Origin of the sequence: Streptomyces sp. NPDC051561, assembly GCF_044454195.1 — a bacterium.
Lineage (GTDB): Bacteria > Actinomycetota > Actinomycetes > Streptomycetales > Streptomycetaceae > Streptomyces.
In genome coordinates this window covers 49,446-65,592 of sequence record NZ_JBITDM010000001.1, presented here as the reverse complement: position 1 = coordinate 65,592, position 16,147 = coordinate 49,446, and the positions used below count along the sequence as shown (strand labels likewise).

Genomic DNA, 16,147 nt, shown 5'->3' with positions numbered 1-16,147 from the left:
TCGCACAGGGAGAGTCAGTGCTCGCACAGGGAGAACTCCCGCTCGTAGAGCTCGTTGTTGTGCGAGGTGACGAAGAACTTCCGCTCCTGCATGAGCTCCTCACGGAAGCCCTTGGCCTGCTCCAGCGTCATGGTCGAGGTCGCGGTGGCCCACGGCTGCTGCGGCGGTACGTCGGAGGTCGAGACGATCGTCGTTGAGGGATCGACCAGGAAGAACGCGAGGATCTTGCGATGTCCCGGCCGGGAGGGGTCCACGAGGCGGAAGGAGCCGACGCGGTGCTGGAGGGTGTTCGGGAAGGCCAGGAAGCGGCCTTCCGGGGTCTCCACCGCTCCCAGCTCCTGGTTGAGGGGGTCCTCGTTGCTGAGCCCGTAGACGTCGCTCATGCCGGTGCTGTCGTTCTGTTCGTAGTCCGGGTCGTCGAGTGCCGCCCGGAAGCCCAGCCGGCTCTCGGTGATGTTCTCGTTGTCCCAGTAGTAGATGCCGGTGGAGACGATCTGCTCGTTCATCATCCCCTCGACGTGCCAGGAGCCGCCGGCGTACTCGGGCTCCTCCGGCGTGAGGTGGATGGTGGCCAGCTTCACGATGACCTGGAGGCGACGGCCCCGCAGGTCCACACGCGCGGACGCGTCGACCGGTTCGGGCGCGACGAACTCCGGGGCGTCCGGGACCGCCGGAACGCGGTCGTACCACCAGTTGTCCTGGGCCCTCTCGTACTCCAGGTAGGCCTCTTCGTAGCCCTCGTCGCCGTCCTCGCCCTCGGGCTCGACGGGCTCGGTGCCGTCGTACCACCCATAGGGGTTGGCCCTGATCCGCGCGGGGCGCGGCCGCCGCAGATCGGTGAGGACGTTCTCCAGCAGGGGACGCAGGCGCGCGAAGAGATCGGGCAGGACGTCCGCCAGTTCGCGGTGAGTTACGGGGTGGACGTTGTTCACGTACGACCGGAAGGCGACCTCGCCGCCCTCCGCGACCTCGACGTCCGTGGGCAGCCACTGGAACCGCTTCGAGTACTCGTACTGCGCGCCACGCACCTCCGGATGCTGCCACGCCTGCTCGGGGCCTCCGCTCACCCCTCGCACGAGGCAGAACAGCGAGGGATGCACCAGGTCCAGCACCTGACCGCCGGAGCCGGGGTGCCAGTCCCTCTCCTCCTCGGGGACCTCCTCCAGAACCCGGACCGCCGCACGCAGCCGCTCGCGCAGCCCCTCCTCGACCAGGGTGTCCGAGTGCCACACCCCGTCCACGGCCGACACCTCCACGCCGGTCCGTTCGTCCCGCAGCCCGTCGTAGTACGCCAACTCTGCCAGCACGTAACGGACCTGAGCCTCCGTCATGCCCTGGCCAACCGCCTCCCGCGTCCACCTGGCGACGATCTCCGGGTCGTTCCTCTTCACGAACCACTCCGGCTTCGTCCGGATCAGAGCGCTGCACTGCATCATTTCCAGCTCGCGCAGCGTGCGGGGCTCCGCATACGCCGTCATCGGGGAAGTGAGAAAGGGCAGGGGGAAGGGAGAAAGGTCAGTCACGGAGCATGGTCCTTACCGTCGTTGTGGGGCGGCCGGAAGGATACGTCAGCGGTCCGACACGGCAGTTGGCCCCTGCCCCCAGTCCACCTCAGCAGTTCGGCCCGACCGTTGAGTGCGAGGCCAGAGCGAGCGCTGCGAGGCGCAGCTGGGACTTCCACGCCTTCTCGTCGAGCCCCAGCGTGTAGGCGCTGCAGCACGCACACGTCCGGAGCAGTTCCAGGAATGCCTGCTCCGCGGCGGTCCCGGCCTCCATGTCCCACCAGATGTCCGACGCCAGCTCGGCGAGGTCCACCTCCCCGGCGGCAAACCTGACAGCCAGTCGGCGGAGGGCATGGCGCCGGGCCGGAGCGGGCTCGGGCAGCGCGATCTCCAGTTCCGCGAGCGCCTGCTCGAATGCGTCACACAGGTCCCGGGAGTCCGCGTTGCGCGGCAACCCGGCGAGCTCGCGGAGTGCCGGAGAGTCCACCCCTGCGGCGAGTGCTTCGGCAGCGGTCATCGGCAGGTCCTTCGGGCACACCTCGTCGGCCCGATAGAGCCATGCTGCCTCTTCCAGGCTCATCGGAGCGCGGCGTACGGGGGCACCGGGTTCGGACGCACCATCTCTCGCTGTCACGGGCGGCACGATGCCAGCACCGTTGCCTCCCTTGCTCGTCAATTCCGGCGGCACCTCGTCGACTCATCCGGCACAGAGGGTGATTGACGGCTGTTGGGTGGGAGGGCGGGGGCTCGCGCCGGTGGTAGCCGGAGCCCCCGCTTCCGCAGGGCTTGGGCCGGATCAGCAGTTGACGTAACCCATGGTGTACTTCACGGAGCCAAAGATCCCGGAGTAGGAGAAGTGCACCCTGGCCCCCATGGGGCCGGCCGACGGGCTGTTCCTGGTGCCGCTGCTGGTGGTGAGCCTCACGTAGGGGCAGCGGCCGTCGGCCTTGGTGTCCTCCACCCAGCCGGAGACGACGCCGTTGTCGCACTGGGTGCCGGAGGCCTTGCCCTCGGGGCTGCTCACGGTCCAGTTCTGGCAGGCCAGGGCCCCCGTGGGGGAGGAAGGGGCGGCGTGGGCGGCGGGAGCGGCCAGGGCCGTTCCGAGTGCGGCCATACCGAGAACGGCCGCCGTGGCCAGCTTTGTCTTCATGTGCTCCCCATGTGTTGGTCGGACGTGACGAAGGCACTGATCGCTGTACTGATCGATCGGCACGCTAGCCCGGAACCTCATGACCTGAACGCGTCAATATTGGCCAACAAGTTGACCAGATTGTGAGGCCTGCAGACAGCTGCGCCTCCGGAAGACGCGGCCTCTGCCCCTCCGGCAGACCCGGCTTCCGAGCCCGCCGTGGCCTGAGCGAGGAGACGACCGACTACGTTCGAGGAGTCGGACGACAGGGCGGGGCGGCCGGCAGAAGGCGGAGGGCATGTCCTACGGTTTCCGGAAGGCGCCCGGAGCCCTTCCGGACGCGCAGCTACGGAGGTGGGGGACTGTGGCCGGGAAACGCGCCCAGCGCACTACAGGCACGCAGGGCCCGGAGGGCGCGGCCAAGGTGACGATCAGCGAGATCGCGCGGGAGGCCGGAGTGTCCGTGCCCACCGTCTCGCGCGTCGTCAACGGGCGTTCCGACGTCTCGCCCGGCACCCGGGCCCGCGTCGAGGACCTGCTGCACCGGCACGGCTACCGGCGTCGCCCGGGGGCTCCGGGGGCTCGGGCGGCCCTGCTCGACCTGGTCTTCAACGACCTCGACAGTCCCTGGGCCGTGGAAATCATCCGGGGTGTGGAGGAGGTCGCGCACGAGCAGGGTATGGGCACCGTGGTCTCCGCGATCCACGACCGGGCGGGCGCGGCCCGCCAGTGGATGACCAACCTGCGGGCCCGCGCCTCGGACGGCGTGATCCTGGTGACCTCCATGCTCGAACCCGGTCCCGGTCTCCACGACGAACTGCGGCGGCTGGGCGTGCCGTTGGTGGTGATCGACCCGGCCGGTTCGCCCGCCACGGAAGTGTTCACCGTCGGCGCCACCAACTGGGCCGGCGGCATGGCCGCCACGGAGCACCTGCTCGGGCTCGGCCACCGCAGGATCGGATTCATCGCGGGCCCGCCCAGGCTGCTGTGCTCCCGGGCCCGCCTCGACGGCTACCGTGCCGCACTCGACGTGGGCGGGGCGCCGGTCGACGACGAGCTGATCGTGCCCGGCGACTTCTACCACGAGTCCGGCTTCACCGGTACGAATCGACTGCTCGACCTGGACGAGCCGCCCACCGCGATCTTCGCGGCCAGCGACCAGATGGCGCTCGGCGCGATCGAGGCACTGCGTCAGCGCGGCCTGCGCGTACCGGAGGACATGAGCATTGTCGGCTTCGACGACCTGCCGGAGGTGCGCTGGTCGTCCCCGCCCCTCACGACGGTCCGTCAACCCCTCTCCGACATGGGCAAGTTGGCGGCCCGCGCGGTGCTGGACCTGGCCCGGTCGGTGGAGCCCGCCTCGCCGCGGGTGGAGCTTTCGACGGAGTTGGTGATCAGGGCGAGCACGACGAACCCGCGACGCGTTTAGCGGAACGTTAGCTTCCGCCGAGGGGCTCGGCAGGGGTGTCAACGGCCTGTTCGGACAGGGCCGTTGACACCCCCTTCCGCATGCCCGTAACTTCCGTGTCCGTCTCGCGATAATTCTCGGAACACTTCCGGAAGGTGTGCTGTGTCAGCCTCCGATCGAGTCGCCGCATCCGCGTTCGGCGCCGCGTCCTCCTCCTTTCCCCGCCGCCGGCTTCTGGGGGCCGCGACAGTGGCCGGACTCGGTATGGCCGGTCTGTCCGCCTGCTCGGACTCCGGGTCCACCACCGACAGTGAGGGCCGAACTGTCGTGGAACTGTGGAGCATCCAGACCACGGAGCCATCGAAATCCGTCTGGCCCGAGCGGGCCAAGGCGTTCGAGGCCAAGAACCCCAAGGTGCGCATCAAACTCGTCACCCTGGAGAACGACGCGTACAAGTCCAAGATGACGGCGCGCACCAGTTCCTGATCCAGCGCGCCACGGCGGCCCGTCGGAGAAGCTGAGAGCCTGTGTCTAAACCCCGGTCGGATCAGCGAACGTTGTCTGGTGCGTGCGATCGCAAGGCGCTGGAAGGTCCTCGCTGGGGTCTCCCCTGCTCGAACGAAGTTGAGAGCTCGGGGAAGGAGCTACTAGGGCGTTTCGGCAACGCCGCGAGCGTGCGTGCCAGACGGCGGGCGCCCGGCCGGGGTTTAGACACAGGCTCTGAACGGGAGGGCCAGGGCTGCGAACCCGCAGCGGAATCCTTTCGTCACGACACGAGCCCGGCGCCGCGACCGGCCGGGGGCCGCGTGGGAGAGGCTGTGCCCATGTCGATCATCGCAACCGGAGTGGTGCTGCTCATCGCAGCGCTCCACCTCTACATCCTGGTCCTGGAGATGTTCCTGTGGACCGGCCCGAGGGCCCGCGCCGCCTTCGGGACCAGCGTCCAGTTCGCGTCGGAAACGAAGGCACTCGCGGCCAACCAAGGGCTCTACAACGGCTTCCTCGCCGCTGGGCTGGTATGGGGCGTGGTGGCAGCCGACCCGGTGGGCTTCCAGGCGCAGGTCTTCTTCCTGGTGTGCGTGGCCGTAGCCGGTGCGTACGGTGCCGCGACGGCCAGTCGGAAGATCTTCTTCGTCCAGACCGTCCCCGCGGTGGCCGGCCTGGCACTGGTGCTCGCCGCGCACTGACACGGTCTCTTCCTCGCCCAGCCGGACATCCCCGAGCGCATCGTCAACGCCGCACGCCCGGCGGACCTCCCCGGTCACCGCACAAGCCGCGGGCAGGAACGTGACGGAGCCCGGGAGCATGTCCAGCTCCCGGGCTCCAGCTTGCCACCCATTTGCGCACACCGGCGGCGTTTAAGAACCGCGGGTCATATTGAGATCGACGTGTTCTGCCTTTGAACTACAGCGCCACGAGAGAGGCGCCGAGGGGACTTGAACCCCCATCCGTCGATGTTCGCCCACGCTCGGTCGATCCGGTGTTCGGCGGCGAATACTGAGACTGGAGCGAGAATCTGAGTTTCATGGGGCCGCCTCTGCCAGGCTTGGGCCATCCCCGCACGTGGTGCGGGGAGAGGGATTCGAACCCCCAACTGACACCCCTTCATCAGCTTCAACATCAGTTTCAGCTTGCGCTCATCGCGCACCCTCCGCTCGCGACGGAGGGCGTATGTGGGGCTACCGGAAGAGGTAGCCGAATACCGCGTCGCCGACCCGCTGGTCGGTGACCTCGGTGCTGTTCGCCTCCTCGCGGGCGAACTTGACGGACTGCTGGAGCTTCTCGACCCGGTCGAGAAGTTCGTTGACCCGCCGGGCGGGCAGCGCGCCGGAGAACTTCACCGTGGTCCAGTAACCGACCGGGACGTCCTCGTAGTACACCTCGACCTGCGCCGGGTGCTTCTCCGTAGCCTCGGCCTTCACGTGATTGCGCGGAACCTTCTTGGTGCGAATGGTCCGCACCGCGTCCGTCTTCCACGAGTCCGTCGAAGGGTCCAGGTTCCACGACTCGGAGGCGTCGAGCACCGGCAGTTTGCGCACGAAGGTGTGCAGGTCGGTGAGTTGCTTCTCCAGGAACAACAGGTACGGAACGGGCACCTGGGGCAACAGCACCGTACCGTCGACCACCACGTCCGCGACCGCGGACCGGTTCGCCCAGTCCTTCGTCGCGGTCACGTCGAAGAGCCGCGTCAGTGTTCCGGCAGTCGCCCGCAGGGCGTCCTCGGCCTTGATCTGCACCCGCGTGGACTCGGGCGGCAGCTGCTCGCCCTCCTCGTCCTTGGGCTGGTAGGTCCGGGAGATACCGGCTAGCAGGGCGGGCTTCTGCACGTCCTGGTGAGCCTGGGTGAGCTCCTGGAGGGCCTTGGACTTGACGCCCTTTTCGACTGCGATGATCTGATTCAGCTTCGGCACACGGCGAACCTAACAACCCCGCGCCGCACGCACATCCGATTATTCGCCCGCCGTGTCCTCTCCGGCAGGAGCCGTGGCTCCCGCCGACACGCTCGTCGCGCCCTGCCCCCTGGCCGGAAGAGTCGGGGCGCACCCCGTGGGGGCTGTAGCGCCGTACCGCCGTAAGGCCATCGAACCATCTGAGCGACCTTCTCATGGGCGTCGGCTGGGCCGAGCCGCAAAATGCCTGCTGGATCAGGCTGTTGGCTCCCCGATGCGGGCTTCGGTCCAGGCGCGGGCAAGGATCTCGTCCACGGTCTCGGCGGGAGTCTGGAACGAGGTGTCGATCCAGAGTCCGAGCTGTGCGGTTTCCTCGCGAAGGACCTTGTCGAGCATGTGGACGCTCAGTGTGTCGTAGGCGTTCTTGGTTCTGCCGGCTTCGCGCTCCAGGACAGCGCCGGGCTCCGGTGCGAGGACGACGACCAGCAGGGGAGCGCCGCGGAACTGCGCGACGGTCCGGGCGAGGTGCTCGCCGAGGATGACGTCCTGTACGACCACGGTGAAGCCGGCTCGGAAGTAGTCGTCGCTGGTGCGTGCGGTCAGCTGGTGACGGAGCCTCAGTTGGCGGACGGCTTCGTCACTGGGGGTGGCGGTCATGTCGGAGCGGCCGTTGACCACCATGCGGCGGAACTGGTCGCCGCGTACGTGCACGGAGCGCGGCAGCCGCTCGGCCAGTGCCTGCGCGACCGTCGATTTCCCAGAAGCCTGGATGCCGGTGATGAGGATGATCGCCTGTTCGCGCTGCGGGAACTCTGGACTGCCGTGCTCGCCCGCGTTGGACGACGCCTTCGCACTGCTGGTCATCATGGCCCTTCCGAACAGGCTGCCTGCGGCTGTGTCCCGCTGGCATGTGACGGCGATGTCGATGCCGATCCCGAGGGTGCGGGCGAGGACCGCGGCAGGCAGCCCGGTGGCGAGCTGGAACAGCGCGGTCGAGCGTGCTTCCGCGAACCGGAAGCGAAGTTTACGGATCCGCCCTCCCACGGTCCAGGCGTTTCCTCGTGCGAGGAGGAGCGGACCGAGCGGTGCCGGTAGCCCCCGTAATAAGTACGGGGGCACCGTCGGTATGGCTTGGGGGGGTGGTCAGGAAATGGCTTGGGGGGTCAGGAAAGTTTGCCGAGGATGCGGCTCGCGGGGGCCTCGGGGTCGTCGGCGGTGAAGAAGTCCAGCCAGCGTGTGGCGTACTCCTCCCGGGTGATGGTTCCGTCGCCGTCGAGGTCGAATACGCGAGCGGCCTCTGCCGCGTCGTCCTGGTTCAGACCGCCGCGAGTGAACATCGCGACCAGGGCGGCTGCCGGGATCGCGTTGTCGTCGTCGGAGTCCAGGGCGGTGAACACCGCGTCCACAGCCTTGCGGACGGTGCCGTGCAGAGCCGGGTTGTCGGCGGACAGTCCGGTCATCGTGGCTCGGAACTCGTCCCGCGTGATGACTCCGTCGCCGTTGATATCGGCATGCGCGAGCAGCGCCTGCCACCACGCGTCGTAGTCCGCCTGCAGCGTGGTGGCTTTCGGAGAGCCGGCCGGAACGTTGGTGCCGATCAGGATCCGGTTGACCATGATCTTGACGTCCTCGTGATCGAGGTGGCCGTTGCCGTCAGCGTCGTAGAGCGCGAAAAGGCGGTCGCACTTGTCCTGGATGACATCGGGCATGAATCGTTCCTTCACTGGCGGGACCCAGGGCTGCCGTAGCGCGGCGGGCTGGGCCAGGGGGAGATCTGGACGGGAGGAACGATCGCAGAGGCCACCGGCCCGGCCGGTACTGCGAGTCACCCGGTCGGCTCATCGGCCCGGAGCGATCCACCCGATCGTGTGAGCCGCTTTCCGCGATCGGCAACGCCGGCGGCCTCCCCCCCACCGGCAGGAAAGGCCGACCTGGACAGAGGTGTGCGGAATTGCGAAACCGTTCGGCGGGGCGCTCGTTGTGATCGTCGATGCGCTGCGTGCGCCGGGCGCGCACGACCATGAGAGCTGAAAAGGGTTACCAGGGATGAACGTTTTTCCCGGGGTCGATGGCGGGCCTTGGCACGTATCCGCGTTCCGTCTCTCAGGAGAGGGGCAGGGGGAGGCGGAGGCCGTCGGGCGCGTCAGGGAGCTGAGGGCGAGGATTCTCTTCGACCACGGCCGCCGCCCCGACTTCCGTACGACGGACGGCGGGTACGCCGACGACCAGGATCTGGACCTCGGTGCCTGGCACTTCGTCGGGAGGCGAGAGCCGGGCGGCCCCCCGCTGGGCTATGTGCGGCTCTCCACCCCCGAAACGGGCGACCTCTTCCAGACGCGGGCCTACCTGGGTACGGAGCGCTACGAGGAGCTGCTCCGGGAGTGCGGATTCGGCGCTGCCGAAACGTTCGAGCACAGCCGCCTGGTGGTCGAGCACCAGGCACGCAAGCTGGGTCTGGGGGTCTACCTCAATGCCTTCGCGATCGCTGCCGCACGCTGCCTGGGCGCCAAGGCGATGATCGGCACCTCTGGTACCGCGGACGGCCAGGACCGATTCCACGAGCGGTTCGGCTTTCGCCCGATTCCCGGGAGCCGCCGCTACGTCGAGCGGTACACCGAGGACGTGGTGATCATGCTGTACAGGTCCGCATTCCCGGCGGGCGAACATGCCGGACTCGTCGAGCAGTTGGAGAACGTCTTCCCGGCCGCGACGGTCTCCGCACGGAAGGCCGGACTCGGCGGCGATCGTCGGGCCGGGGCCGGGGCCGGGCGCGGATCGCGAAACGGGTTCCGCGCCTGCTCGGAGCGGCTTGCCGCCATGAGCCTGCGCAGCGACGGCGCCGAACCGTGCTGGCAGCCCGTGCACTTCGACCTCGGGCGCGCACAGGACGAGGCACGCCTGCTGGAACTCCTCGAATCGGGTGCGGTCCGCGAGGTGCTGGACACCATGGAGGACCAGCTGACGGAACTGGTCACCAGCCGTGATCCCCGACTGCGTTCCTCGCCCGACGCGGTGGAGCGCGCTGTGACGGAGCAGTTGGCCGGCGTGGAGGTGCGGGAGTACGGGAGCTGGGTCTGGTATCCGTGGTCGGGGCGGCTGGTGCACCTGCTGCCGCGTGAGGAGTTCCGCCTGGTGCGCACCGACCGCAACCGCGGGCGGATCGACCGCGCACAGCAGCGCTCCCTGCTGGGACGCCGGGTGGGCGTCATCGGGCTTTCGGTCGGCAGCAGCGCTGCCCTGACCTTCGCGATGGAGGGCATCGGCGGATCGTTCAAGCTGGCCGACTTCGACTCCCTCAGCGTCTCGAACCTGAACCGGCTGCGGGCGGGGGTGCACCATCTCGGTCTGAACAAGTGCGTGCTCGCGGCCCGTCAGATGCTGGAGATCGACCCCTGGCTCGACATCGAGATCTACCCGGGCGGCCTGACCGCGGACACCATGGATGACTTCTTCAGCGGCGGTGCGGGCCCCATCGACCTTCTCGTCGAGGAGTGCGACACCCCGTACGTGAAGGTCGCCGCCCGCGAACACGCTCGCGCACTGCGCATCCCCGTGGTGATGGACGCGAACGACCGGGGCCTGCTCGACGTCGAACGGTTCGACCTCGAACCGAATCGACCGGTCCTGCACGGCCTCCTCGGCGACACCACCTCCCAGGATCTGACCGACCTCACCCACGAGCAGGCGATCGACGTCATCCTCACGATGGTCGACCGGGACCGGATCAGTCCCCAACTCACCGCTGCCATCACCGAGATCGGCACCACCCTCAGCAGCTGGCCACAACTCGCCTCGGGCGTCGCCCTCGGCGGCGCACTCACTGCCGAGGCCGCACGGCACATCCTGCTCGGCGGGCCTCGCCCCTCGGGGCGCTTCTACACCGACCTGGAACTCCTCACCTCCGCCGACCGCAGCACGCTCCCGTAGCGCCCCTGCCAGAGGCAGCCCCTCGTCAGCCTCTGATCCGCGAACCCGCTCTCCCTGCCCCCCTCCCTGAATCCGACCACCACAGGAGCCCCCATGACCAACGCTGTTGACATCCTTCGCCGGGTGACGGCCATCGTCGCCGCCATCGCCGACCGGCCGGTGGAAGAGATCACGTCCGAGAGCCGGCTCGTCGAGGACCTGGACCTGGACTCGCTGCAAGTGGTGGAGATCGCGGTCCGGGCCGAGGAAGAACTCGGCATGCCCATCGACGACGCACTGCTGACGGAGCCTGGGATGACCGTCGTCCGGTGCGCGCAGGTGGCGCACGAGGCAGCGGCCCACACGTCCCTCACATGAGCCGCGACCTGCTGCACACCGCGTGGGGGATCCACGGACTGGGTGTCCACCTCCCTGACCGTCGTGTGAGCAACGAGGACATCGCCGGTCAGTACGGTGTGGAACCCGCCTGGATCGAGCGCATGACCGGCATCACCCACCGGCGGTACGCGGAGCCCCACCAGTCCACGTCGGACCTCGCCCACGCGGCCGCCGAACACGCTCTGGCCGACGCCGGTCTCTCCCCACGGGACATCGACGTCATCCTCGTGGCCTCCAGCACACCCGATCAGCTGGCTGTCGCCACAGCCTGCCGGGTCCAGCACCGCCTCGGAGCGGACCGGGCCTGGGCGACGGATGTCGGCGGTGCCTGCGCGGGGTTCCTCAACGCCCTGAAGACGGCCCGCGACATCCTGACCGCCTCGCACCCGGAAGGCCGGGCGCTGGTCATCGGAGCCGAGACGTTCTCAAAGTTCCAGAACCCCCAGGACCGCTCCACCGGCGTGCTGTTCGCCGATGGAGCGGGTGCGGCCGTCGTGGGTCCGGCACGCACGGGGCAAGGCATTCTGTGCAGCGTGCAGGGAACTGACGGCGCACTCGCCGACATCGTCGGTATCCGTGCCGGAGGCAGCGCACAGCCGGCGAGCGCACGCACGGTCTCCGAAGGAGGCCACTACCTCCACATGCAGGGCAAGGCGGTCGCCGCCTACTTCCACGACACCTTTCCGCGGATCGTGCACGACCTCACGCGGACGTCCGGTCTGGCCCTGGACCAGATCGACCTGGTCATCCCCCACCAAGCCAATCCACGCATGCTCCGCACCCTGGGATCCCAGCTCGGTATCACCGCAGAACAGCTCGTCATCACCGCCGACACCTTCGGCAACACGGGTGCGGCGTCGATCCCCATGGCTCTTCACGCAGCGCGCTCCCAAGGGCGGCTCACCTCGCACACGACCGTCCTGCACGCCGCGGTCGGCGCGGGGATGAGCTGGGCCGGGGCTGTTCAACGCTGGTTGTGACCGGGTTCTCGCGCCGCCCCACCTGCGCGACGGTCCCCACGTGCGCGACGGTGAAGGCCGCGGCTTCGGCCGCCCTTCGGTGCTGTCCGGAGACACCCGGACCGAGCCGGGTAGCCTGTTGCGGCAGTCGAGTGACGTAGCCGAGGAGACCCCTTGCCCGAGCAGACTCCTGGGTTCGGAACGACCCGCCCCACGCTGGAAGCAGTCGCGGCCCGCGCCGGTGTCTCCAGGGCCACCGTCTCGCGTGTCGTCAATGGGGGCGCCGGTGTCCGGGCATCACTGGTGGAGAAGGTGAGCAGGGCGGTCGAAGAGCTGGGATACGTTCCCAACCACGCGGCCCGCGCCCTGGTCACCCGGCGCAACGGCGCGGTGGCCGTGATCATCGCCGAACCGGAGTTCAGGATCTTCTCGGACCCCTTCTTCGCCCAGCAGATACGGGGGATCAGCCGCGAGCTGACGGCACACGACTCCCAACTCGTCCTGCTGTGGGTGGAAGGGCCGGGCGACCACGAACGTATCGCCCGCTATCTGGGAGGCGGACATGTCGACGGGGCGCTCGCTCTCTCGCTGCACGAGGACGACGAACTCCCGGCGATCATCGGCAGGACGAAGGTGCCGGCCGTGTTCGGAGGGCGGCCGGGCAGGTCGGTCAGGACCGGCCCCGAGGGTGCGGCAGCCGGTCCGGCAGTGCCGTACGTCGACTGCGACAACCGGGGTGGAGCACGGGAAGCGGTGCGCCATCTGGTCTCGCTCGGACGGAAGACCGTCGCGCACATCGCGGGCCCCCTCGACCAGACCTCCGCGCTGGACCGGGCCGACGGCTACCGGGACGCGCTGCCGGGCGCCGGGTCCGAGCTGATCAGCGAGGGGGCGTTCACGGAGCAGAGCGGTGCGCGCGCGATGGCCGAACTGCTGGACCGGGTGCCGGGCCTGGACGCGGTGTTCGCCGCCAACGACCTGATGGCGGCCGGGGCGTTGGCGACGTTGCGCGAGAGAGGTCTGCGGGTTCCGCAGGACGTCGCCGTGGTCGGGTTCGACGACATGGCTTCGGTGGTGGAGAGGATCGACCCTCCGCTGACGACGGTGCGTCAGGACGTCGAGGAAATGGGGCGGTTGATGGTGCGGCTGCTGATGCGGTTGCTGGGGGAGAGGGGCTCGGGGGCGCCGCTTCCGGAGCCGGTGATCACACCCACCGTGCTCGTGCGGAGAGCTTCGGCGTAGGCGAAGAAGTGGGCGAAGAAGCGCCCGAAGAAGTGGGCGAGGGAGTGGGTGTGGGCGCAGAAGCAGGCGCCGACGGGGCAGGGGGAGCCCCGTCGGCGCCTGTCATCGGATGGTCGGGCGGACGGTCAGCCGAACGGAATCGTCAGTTGCGATGCCGCCGGTCCGGTCCTGAGCTTCGCCGGTGCGTTCCCGATCGCCGACCACACCTCCAGACGTACGGTGCCGCCCTGCAGATTCCCCGGCGAACCGGTCGCCGATTTCAGGCCGCTGCCCTCGCCGTACGTCTCCCAGCCGGTCGCCGGATCGGTCGCGAAGTACCGGTAGGTCTCCGTCCGTTCGAAGGTGCCGTCGCCCGTGAGGTCGTAGCTGATCCTGGCCTGCTGGCCGAGGCCGACCGCGGTTCCGGCGTCGACCTGGAGGCGGAACGCCGTGCTCTTGCCCGCCACGAGCGTGCCGTTGACCTTCTTCGCCTCGTAGACCAAGGGCCGGTAGGGCGTGCCGTCGTGGTTCGCGCCGTCCGCGGACGCGAGGGTGTCGCTGCCCGTCGTGCCTCCGCCCGCCGTGGTGAGGGTGCCTGCGGCGCCGAGCTGGAAGACGTTCCCCGTGGGCGGGTCCGGGTCGGGTCCGGGATCGCCGCCGGTTCCGGTGCCCGTCGCCGTGGAGCGGGCCGGGACGGTGAGGGTCTTGCCGTCGGAGAAGGTGACGGTGCGGGGCGCGGCGTCGAAGTTGTGGGCCGCGTAGGTGCGTACGGTCCCCTTCGTGAAGACCGCTGAGGTCGGGATGTCACCCGTCACCTCGGTGTCGGGGGCACCGAGCGCGTCCAGGGTGCCGATCCAGTGGTACGTGTGCGCCTTGGACTCGCCCTGCTCGGGTGTGTAACCGGCGTTGCCCGAATCCCACTTGGCCCTGCCCGCCGCCGGGTCGGCGAGCGACTCGAACTCCCAGAGGATGTCCCGCCATTCGACGGCGGGCCCGCCGTTCTCCCGTACGAGTTCGGCGAGGTTGCGCCGGATCGCCGCTTTGTGGCCGGACAGCTGGAGGGAGCCCCCGGTGACGGGGAGGACGTTGATGCCGTGGATCTCCTCGGGGTTCGCCGTCCACCATGTCGAGTACGCCGCGCCGCTTCCCCAGACCATCCCGGCGGTGTCGTGGCCGAAGTCGGCGGGGAACACCTGCTCGTTGGCGTCGAACCAGTACTGGGCAATGGCCTCCGACTCCGTGGTCAGCAAGTAGGCGCCCAGGTCCCGGAGTTCGGCGCTTCCGGTGGCCGAACCCCAGAGCACCAGAGCCGCGCTGAGGTTCGTCGACTCGGACGACGACTCCTGGTTGTTGCCCGCCGCGAAGCCCTGGTGTCCCGAGGCCCAGCTGTGGCCCGCGTAGACGTCGAAGCCGCGGAGGAACGGGAAGGCCGTGTCGCCCCGGGCGGGGTTGGCCGCGTCCTTGATGAGGGTCTTCACCATGCCGCCCCACGCCGAGTCGGCGGCCCAGGCCTGGTCGTACTGGGCGACGATCGCGGCGGCGTACACGTAGTAGCTGTAGTGGAAGTGGTGGTCGTTGAGTTCCGTGTCGCTGCCGTACGAGGCCGGGTAGCCGGTCAGGGTCTTCCAGTCCCTGTCGTACGAGAACTCACTCGCGCCGCCCGCGGTGAACCACTCCTGGAGCCGCCCCTTGAGCAGCCCGAGGAGCTTGTCACGGACGGCGCTCTCGCCAATCTGGTCGGCGACCGGGACGAGTTGGGCGAGCCTGCCGAGCGCCTTGCCGGTCCAGTACGTGTCGGTGGCCCCCGAGAACGGGTCGGCCGCGTTCGCCACCTCGTCGAGGTACGTCTTCAGGCGCGCCCGGTCCACACCCGAGGACTTCGGGAGGGCGGGCAGTACGGGCGAGGACTTCTGGGTGGTGGTGAAGGCGGTGCCCTCGCGGACCTTCATCGTGCCGCGCGGCGAGACGTAGGTGTGGGAGGTCAGCGGATCGGTGGTGTGCAGCCACTGGTGGCGGTAGAGCGCCTGGAGCGTGCCGGTCTCGCTGCCCTCCTGCGCCTGGGTGGTGAGGGTGTAACCGGCCTTCACCGAGCCCGCCGACGAGGACCAGGACGCCTTGGACCCGGTGACGAAACTGAAGGCGTACTTCTTGTACGTGGCGAGTGCGTCGGCAGACGGCAGGACAGCCAGGGAGAAGTAGTCCTTGCCGCCCAGGCCCGCGGTGATCGTGGACCCGGAGACGTTCCAGTCACTGCCGCTCGGGGCGAAGAGGGCGTAGTGGTGACCGCCGACCGTGATGCCCAGGACGTTTCCCTGGTCCGCGAAGACGGCCGGTGCGGCGGCGGTGGTGATCTGCGCGTTGCCGCCCGAGCCTTTGGCGTACACGAAGGGCAGGCCGTGGCCGATGGTCGTGCGCAGGGTGCGGGCGCCGTCCGACCAGTAGGGAGTCACGGTCCAGTCCGACCAGGAATCGGCTTTCGTGTCGGGGGAGTTGAGGCCGGTGAGGCCGAGGGTGAGGTCGCGCTTGTGCGCGTACTCGTACTGGCGCCCCTCGCCGACGACCGCCGGGGTGGTGGGGTAGCCGACCTCCAGGCCGCCCGCGGTGGCCTGGTAGGTGAGCGGGTGCCCGTACATCGGGGTGGAGTACGGGTTGTCGCCGTACCGCTGGAAGGCCAGGGAGGACCACCAGTCGTTGGTGGGTACGGGCTTGCCCTTGGCCGCCGGGGTGACCTTGGGGGTGACCGGGGTGCCGGTGTTGGTGGTGGGTCCGGAGGTTCCGGCGGGGCGGGTGTCGGAGTAGCTGCCGGAGCCCACCGGAACATTGGCTGCGACCGCCGGAGAGGCGGCGGGGCCGAGCCCGACGGCGGCCAGCGCGGCTACCAGGACCAGCGCGGCGGCCGGCCGGCTGCGCGGAGTTCTGCTGCGGGGGGTGGGGTGGGAGCGGAGATCTGGCATGGACGGCACCTCGAAGTCTTGACGGGAAGGGCCTATCGAGAGCGCTCTCAGACGTCAAGGAACGTAGAACTCCGGAAACGTGAGTGTCAATAGGTCCTACAGACGCGGGAGTTGAGCCACCAGTCGGTCGGTCAAACCTTCGGATCTTGACGGGAAGCGAGCGGGGGTGAGCGCTCCGGTACGGTTCGCCCCGGCCAGTGCTCGCCCGCTGCTCGCCCACCTCTCGCCCGTCTTTCGCCCGGCGCGAGCGCATGCCGCATTGGCATGGACCTGCCCGCG

At 69.0% G+C, this 16,147-nt stretch carries 14 protein-coding genes; 7 read left to right on the top strand and 7 right to left on the bottom strand.

Annotation, left to right across the window (positions count from 1 at the left end):
• Window positions 1-14: 14 nt before the first annotated feature.
• The 3 genes from ACIA73_RS00300 to ACIA73_RS00290 all read right to left on the bottom strand — a co-directional run bounded on the left by ACIA73_RS00300 (window position 15) and on the right by ACIA73_RS00290 (window position 2,652).
• A complete protein-coding gene (locus ACIA73_RS00300) occupies window positions 15-1,523 on the bottom strand; it encodes a DUF4246 domain-containing protein (RefSeq protein WP_399435958.1) in 1,509 nt (502 codons plus the stop codon).
• Between the two features lie 88 nt (window positions 1,524-1,611).
• On the bottom strand, window positions 1,612-2,136 hold the full coding sequence (locus ACIA73_RS00295) for a hypothetical protein (RefSeq protein WP_399435957.1): 525 nt from the start codon (window positions 2,134-2,136) through the stop codon (window positions 1,612-1,614).
• Window positions 2,137-2,298: 162 nt separating this feature from the next.
• Window positions 2,299-2,652 (bottom strand): hypothetical protein, encoded by a 354-nt coding sequence (locus ACIA73_RS00290; protein ID WP_399435956.1) that lies wholly within the window; start codon window positions 2,650-2,652, stop codon window positions 2,299-2,301.
• Window positions 2,653-2,995: 343 nt separating this feature from the next.
• Here ACIA73_RS00290 and ACIA73_RS00285 point away from each other — a divergent pair, with 343 nt between their 5' ends.
• The 3 genes from ACIA73_RS00285 to ACIA73_RS00275 all read left to right on the top strand — a co-directional run bounded on the left by ACIA73_RS00285 (window position 2,996) and on the right by ACIA73_RS00275 (window position 5,226).
• Entirely contained in the window at window positions 2,996-4,060 is a 1,065-nt protein-coding gene (locus tag ACIA73_RS00285) for a LacI family DNA-binding transcriptional regulator (RefSeq protein ID WP_399435955.1), read from the top strand.
• Between the two features lie 141 nt (window positions 4,061-4,201).
• A complete protein-coding gene (locus ACIA73_RS00280; protein WP_399435954.1) occupies window positions 4,202-4,525 on the top strand; it encodes a hypothetical protein in 324 nt (107 codons plus the stop codon).
• 338 nt (window positions 4,526-4,863) lie between these two features.
• On the top strand, window positions 4,864-5,226 hold the full coding sequence (locus ACIA73_RS00275) for a DUF1304 domain-containing protein (RefSeq protein ID WP_399435952.1): 363 nt from the start codon (window positions 4,864-4,866) through the stop codon (window positions 5,224-5,226).
• Between the two features lie 492 nt (window positions 5,227-5,718).
• Here ACIA73_RS00275 and ACIA73_RS00270 read toward each other — a convergent pair whose 3' ends face one another.
• The 3 genes from ACIA73_RS00270 to ACIA73_RS00260 form a co-directional block, all read right to left on the bottom strand.
• On the bottom strand, window positions 5,719-6,450 hold the full coding sequence (locus ACIA73_RS00270) for a hypothetical protein (protein WP_399435950.1): 732 nt from the start codon (window positions 6,448-6,450) through the stop codon (window positions 5,719-5,721).
• 234 nt (window positions 6,451-6,684) lie between these two features.
• On the bottom strand, window positions 6,685-7,473 hold the full coding sequence (locus ACIA73_RS00265; protein WP_399435949.1) for an AAA family ATPase: 789 nt from the start codon (window positions 7,471-7,473) through the stop codon (window positions 6,685-6,687).
• 119 nt (window positions 7,474-7,592) lie between these two features.
• Complete coding sequence (locus ACIA73_RS00260) at window positions 7,593-8,138, bottom strand: EF-hand domain-containing protein (protein WP_399435948.1); 546 nt, start codon at window positions 8,136-8,138, stop codon at window positions 7,593-7,595.
• A gap of 337 nt (window positions 8,139-8,475) precedes the next feature.
• Here ACIA73_RS00260 and ACIA73_RS00255 point away from each other — a divergent pair, with 337 nt between their 5' ends.
• The 4 genes from ACIA73_RS00255 (at window position 8,476) to ACIA73_RS00240 (ending at window position 12,935) form a co-directional block, all read left to right on the top strand.
• Entirely contained in the window at window positions 8,476-10,356 is a 1,881-nt protein-coding gene (locus ACIA73_RS00255) for a ThiF family adenylyltransferase (protein ID WP_399435947.1), read from the top strand.
• Between the two features lie 93 nt (window positions 10,357-10,449).
• Window positions 10,450-10,713, top strand: a complete 264-nt coding sequence (locus ACIA73_RS00250; protein WP_399435946.1) for a phosphopantetheine-binding protein — start codon at window positions 10,450-10,452, stop codon at window positions 10,711-10,713.
• A complete protein-coding gene (locus ACIA73_RS00245) occupies window positions 10,710-11,714 on the top strand; it encodes a 3-oxoacyl-ACP synthase III family protein (protein ID WP_399435945.1) in 1,005 nt (334 codons plus the stop codon). Before ACIA73_RS00250 ends, ACIA73_RS00245 begins: the two co-directional genes overlap by 4 nt.
• A gap of 153 nt (window positions 11,715-11,867) precedes the next feature.
• The gene (locus ACIA73_RS00240) at window positions 11,868-12,935 is read left to right on the top strand and encodes a LacI family DNA-binding transcriptional regulator (RefSeq protein ID WP_399435944.1); all 1,068 of its coding nucleotides are present in this window, start codon (window positions 11,868-11,870) and stop codon (window positions 12,933-12,935) included.
• Between the two features lie 125 nt (window positions 12,936-13,060).
• Here the strand turns inward: ACIA73_RS00240 and ACIA73_RS00235 are convergent, their stop codons facing one another.
• Window positions 13,061-15,868 carry a glycosyl hydrolase gene (locus ACIA73_RS00235; RefSeq protein WP_399435943.1) on the bottom strand — a complete coding sequence of 936 codons (2,808 nt, stop codon included), beginning with the start codon at window positions 15,866-15,868 and terminating at the stop codon, window positions 13,061-13,063.
• Window positions 15,869-16,147 lie beyond the last annotated feature (279 nt).

Bases quoted from the DNA above. Each gene is read 5' to 3' on its own strand.
- ACIA73_RS00290 (WP_399435956.1), bottom strand. From the start codon at position 2,652: ATGAAGACAAAGCTGGCCACGGCGGCCGTTCTCGGTATGGCCGCACTC.
- ACIA73_RS00275 (WP_399435952.1), top strand. From the start codon at position 4,864: ATGTCGATCATCGCAACCGGAGTGGTGCTGCTCATCGCAGCGCTCCAC.
- ACIA73_RS00260 (WP_399435948.1), bottom strand. From the start codon at position 8,138: ATGCCCGATGTCATCCAGGACAAGTGCGACCGCCTTTTCGCGCTCTAC.
- ACIA73_RS00255 (WP_399435947.1), top strand. From the start codon at position 8,476: ATGAACGTTTTTCCCGGGGTCGATGGCGGGCCTTGGCACGTATCCGCG.
- ACIA73_RS00250 (WP_399435946.1), top strand. From the start codon at position 10,450: ATGACCAACGCTGTTGACATCCTTCGCCGGGTGACGGCCATCGTCGCC.
- ACIA73_RS00245 (WP_399435945.1), top strand. From the start codon at position 10,710: ATGAGCCGCGACCTGCTGCACACCGCGTGGGGGATCCACGGACTGGGT.
- ACIA73_RS00235 (WP_399435943.1), bottom strand. From the start codon at position 15,868: ATGCCAGATCTCCGCTCCCACCCCACCCCCCGCAGCAGAACTCCGCGC.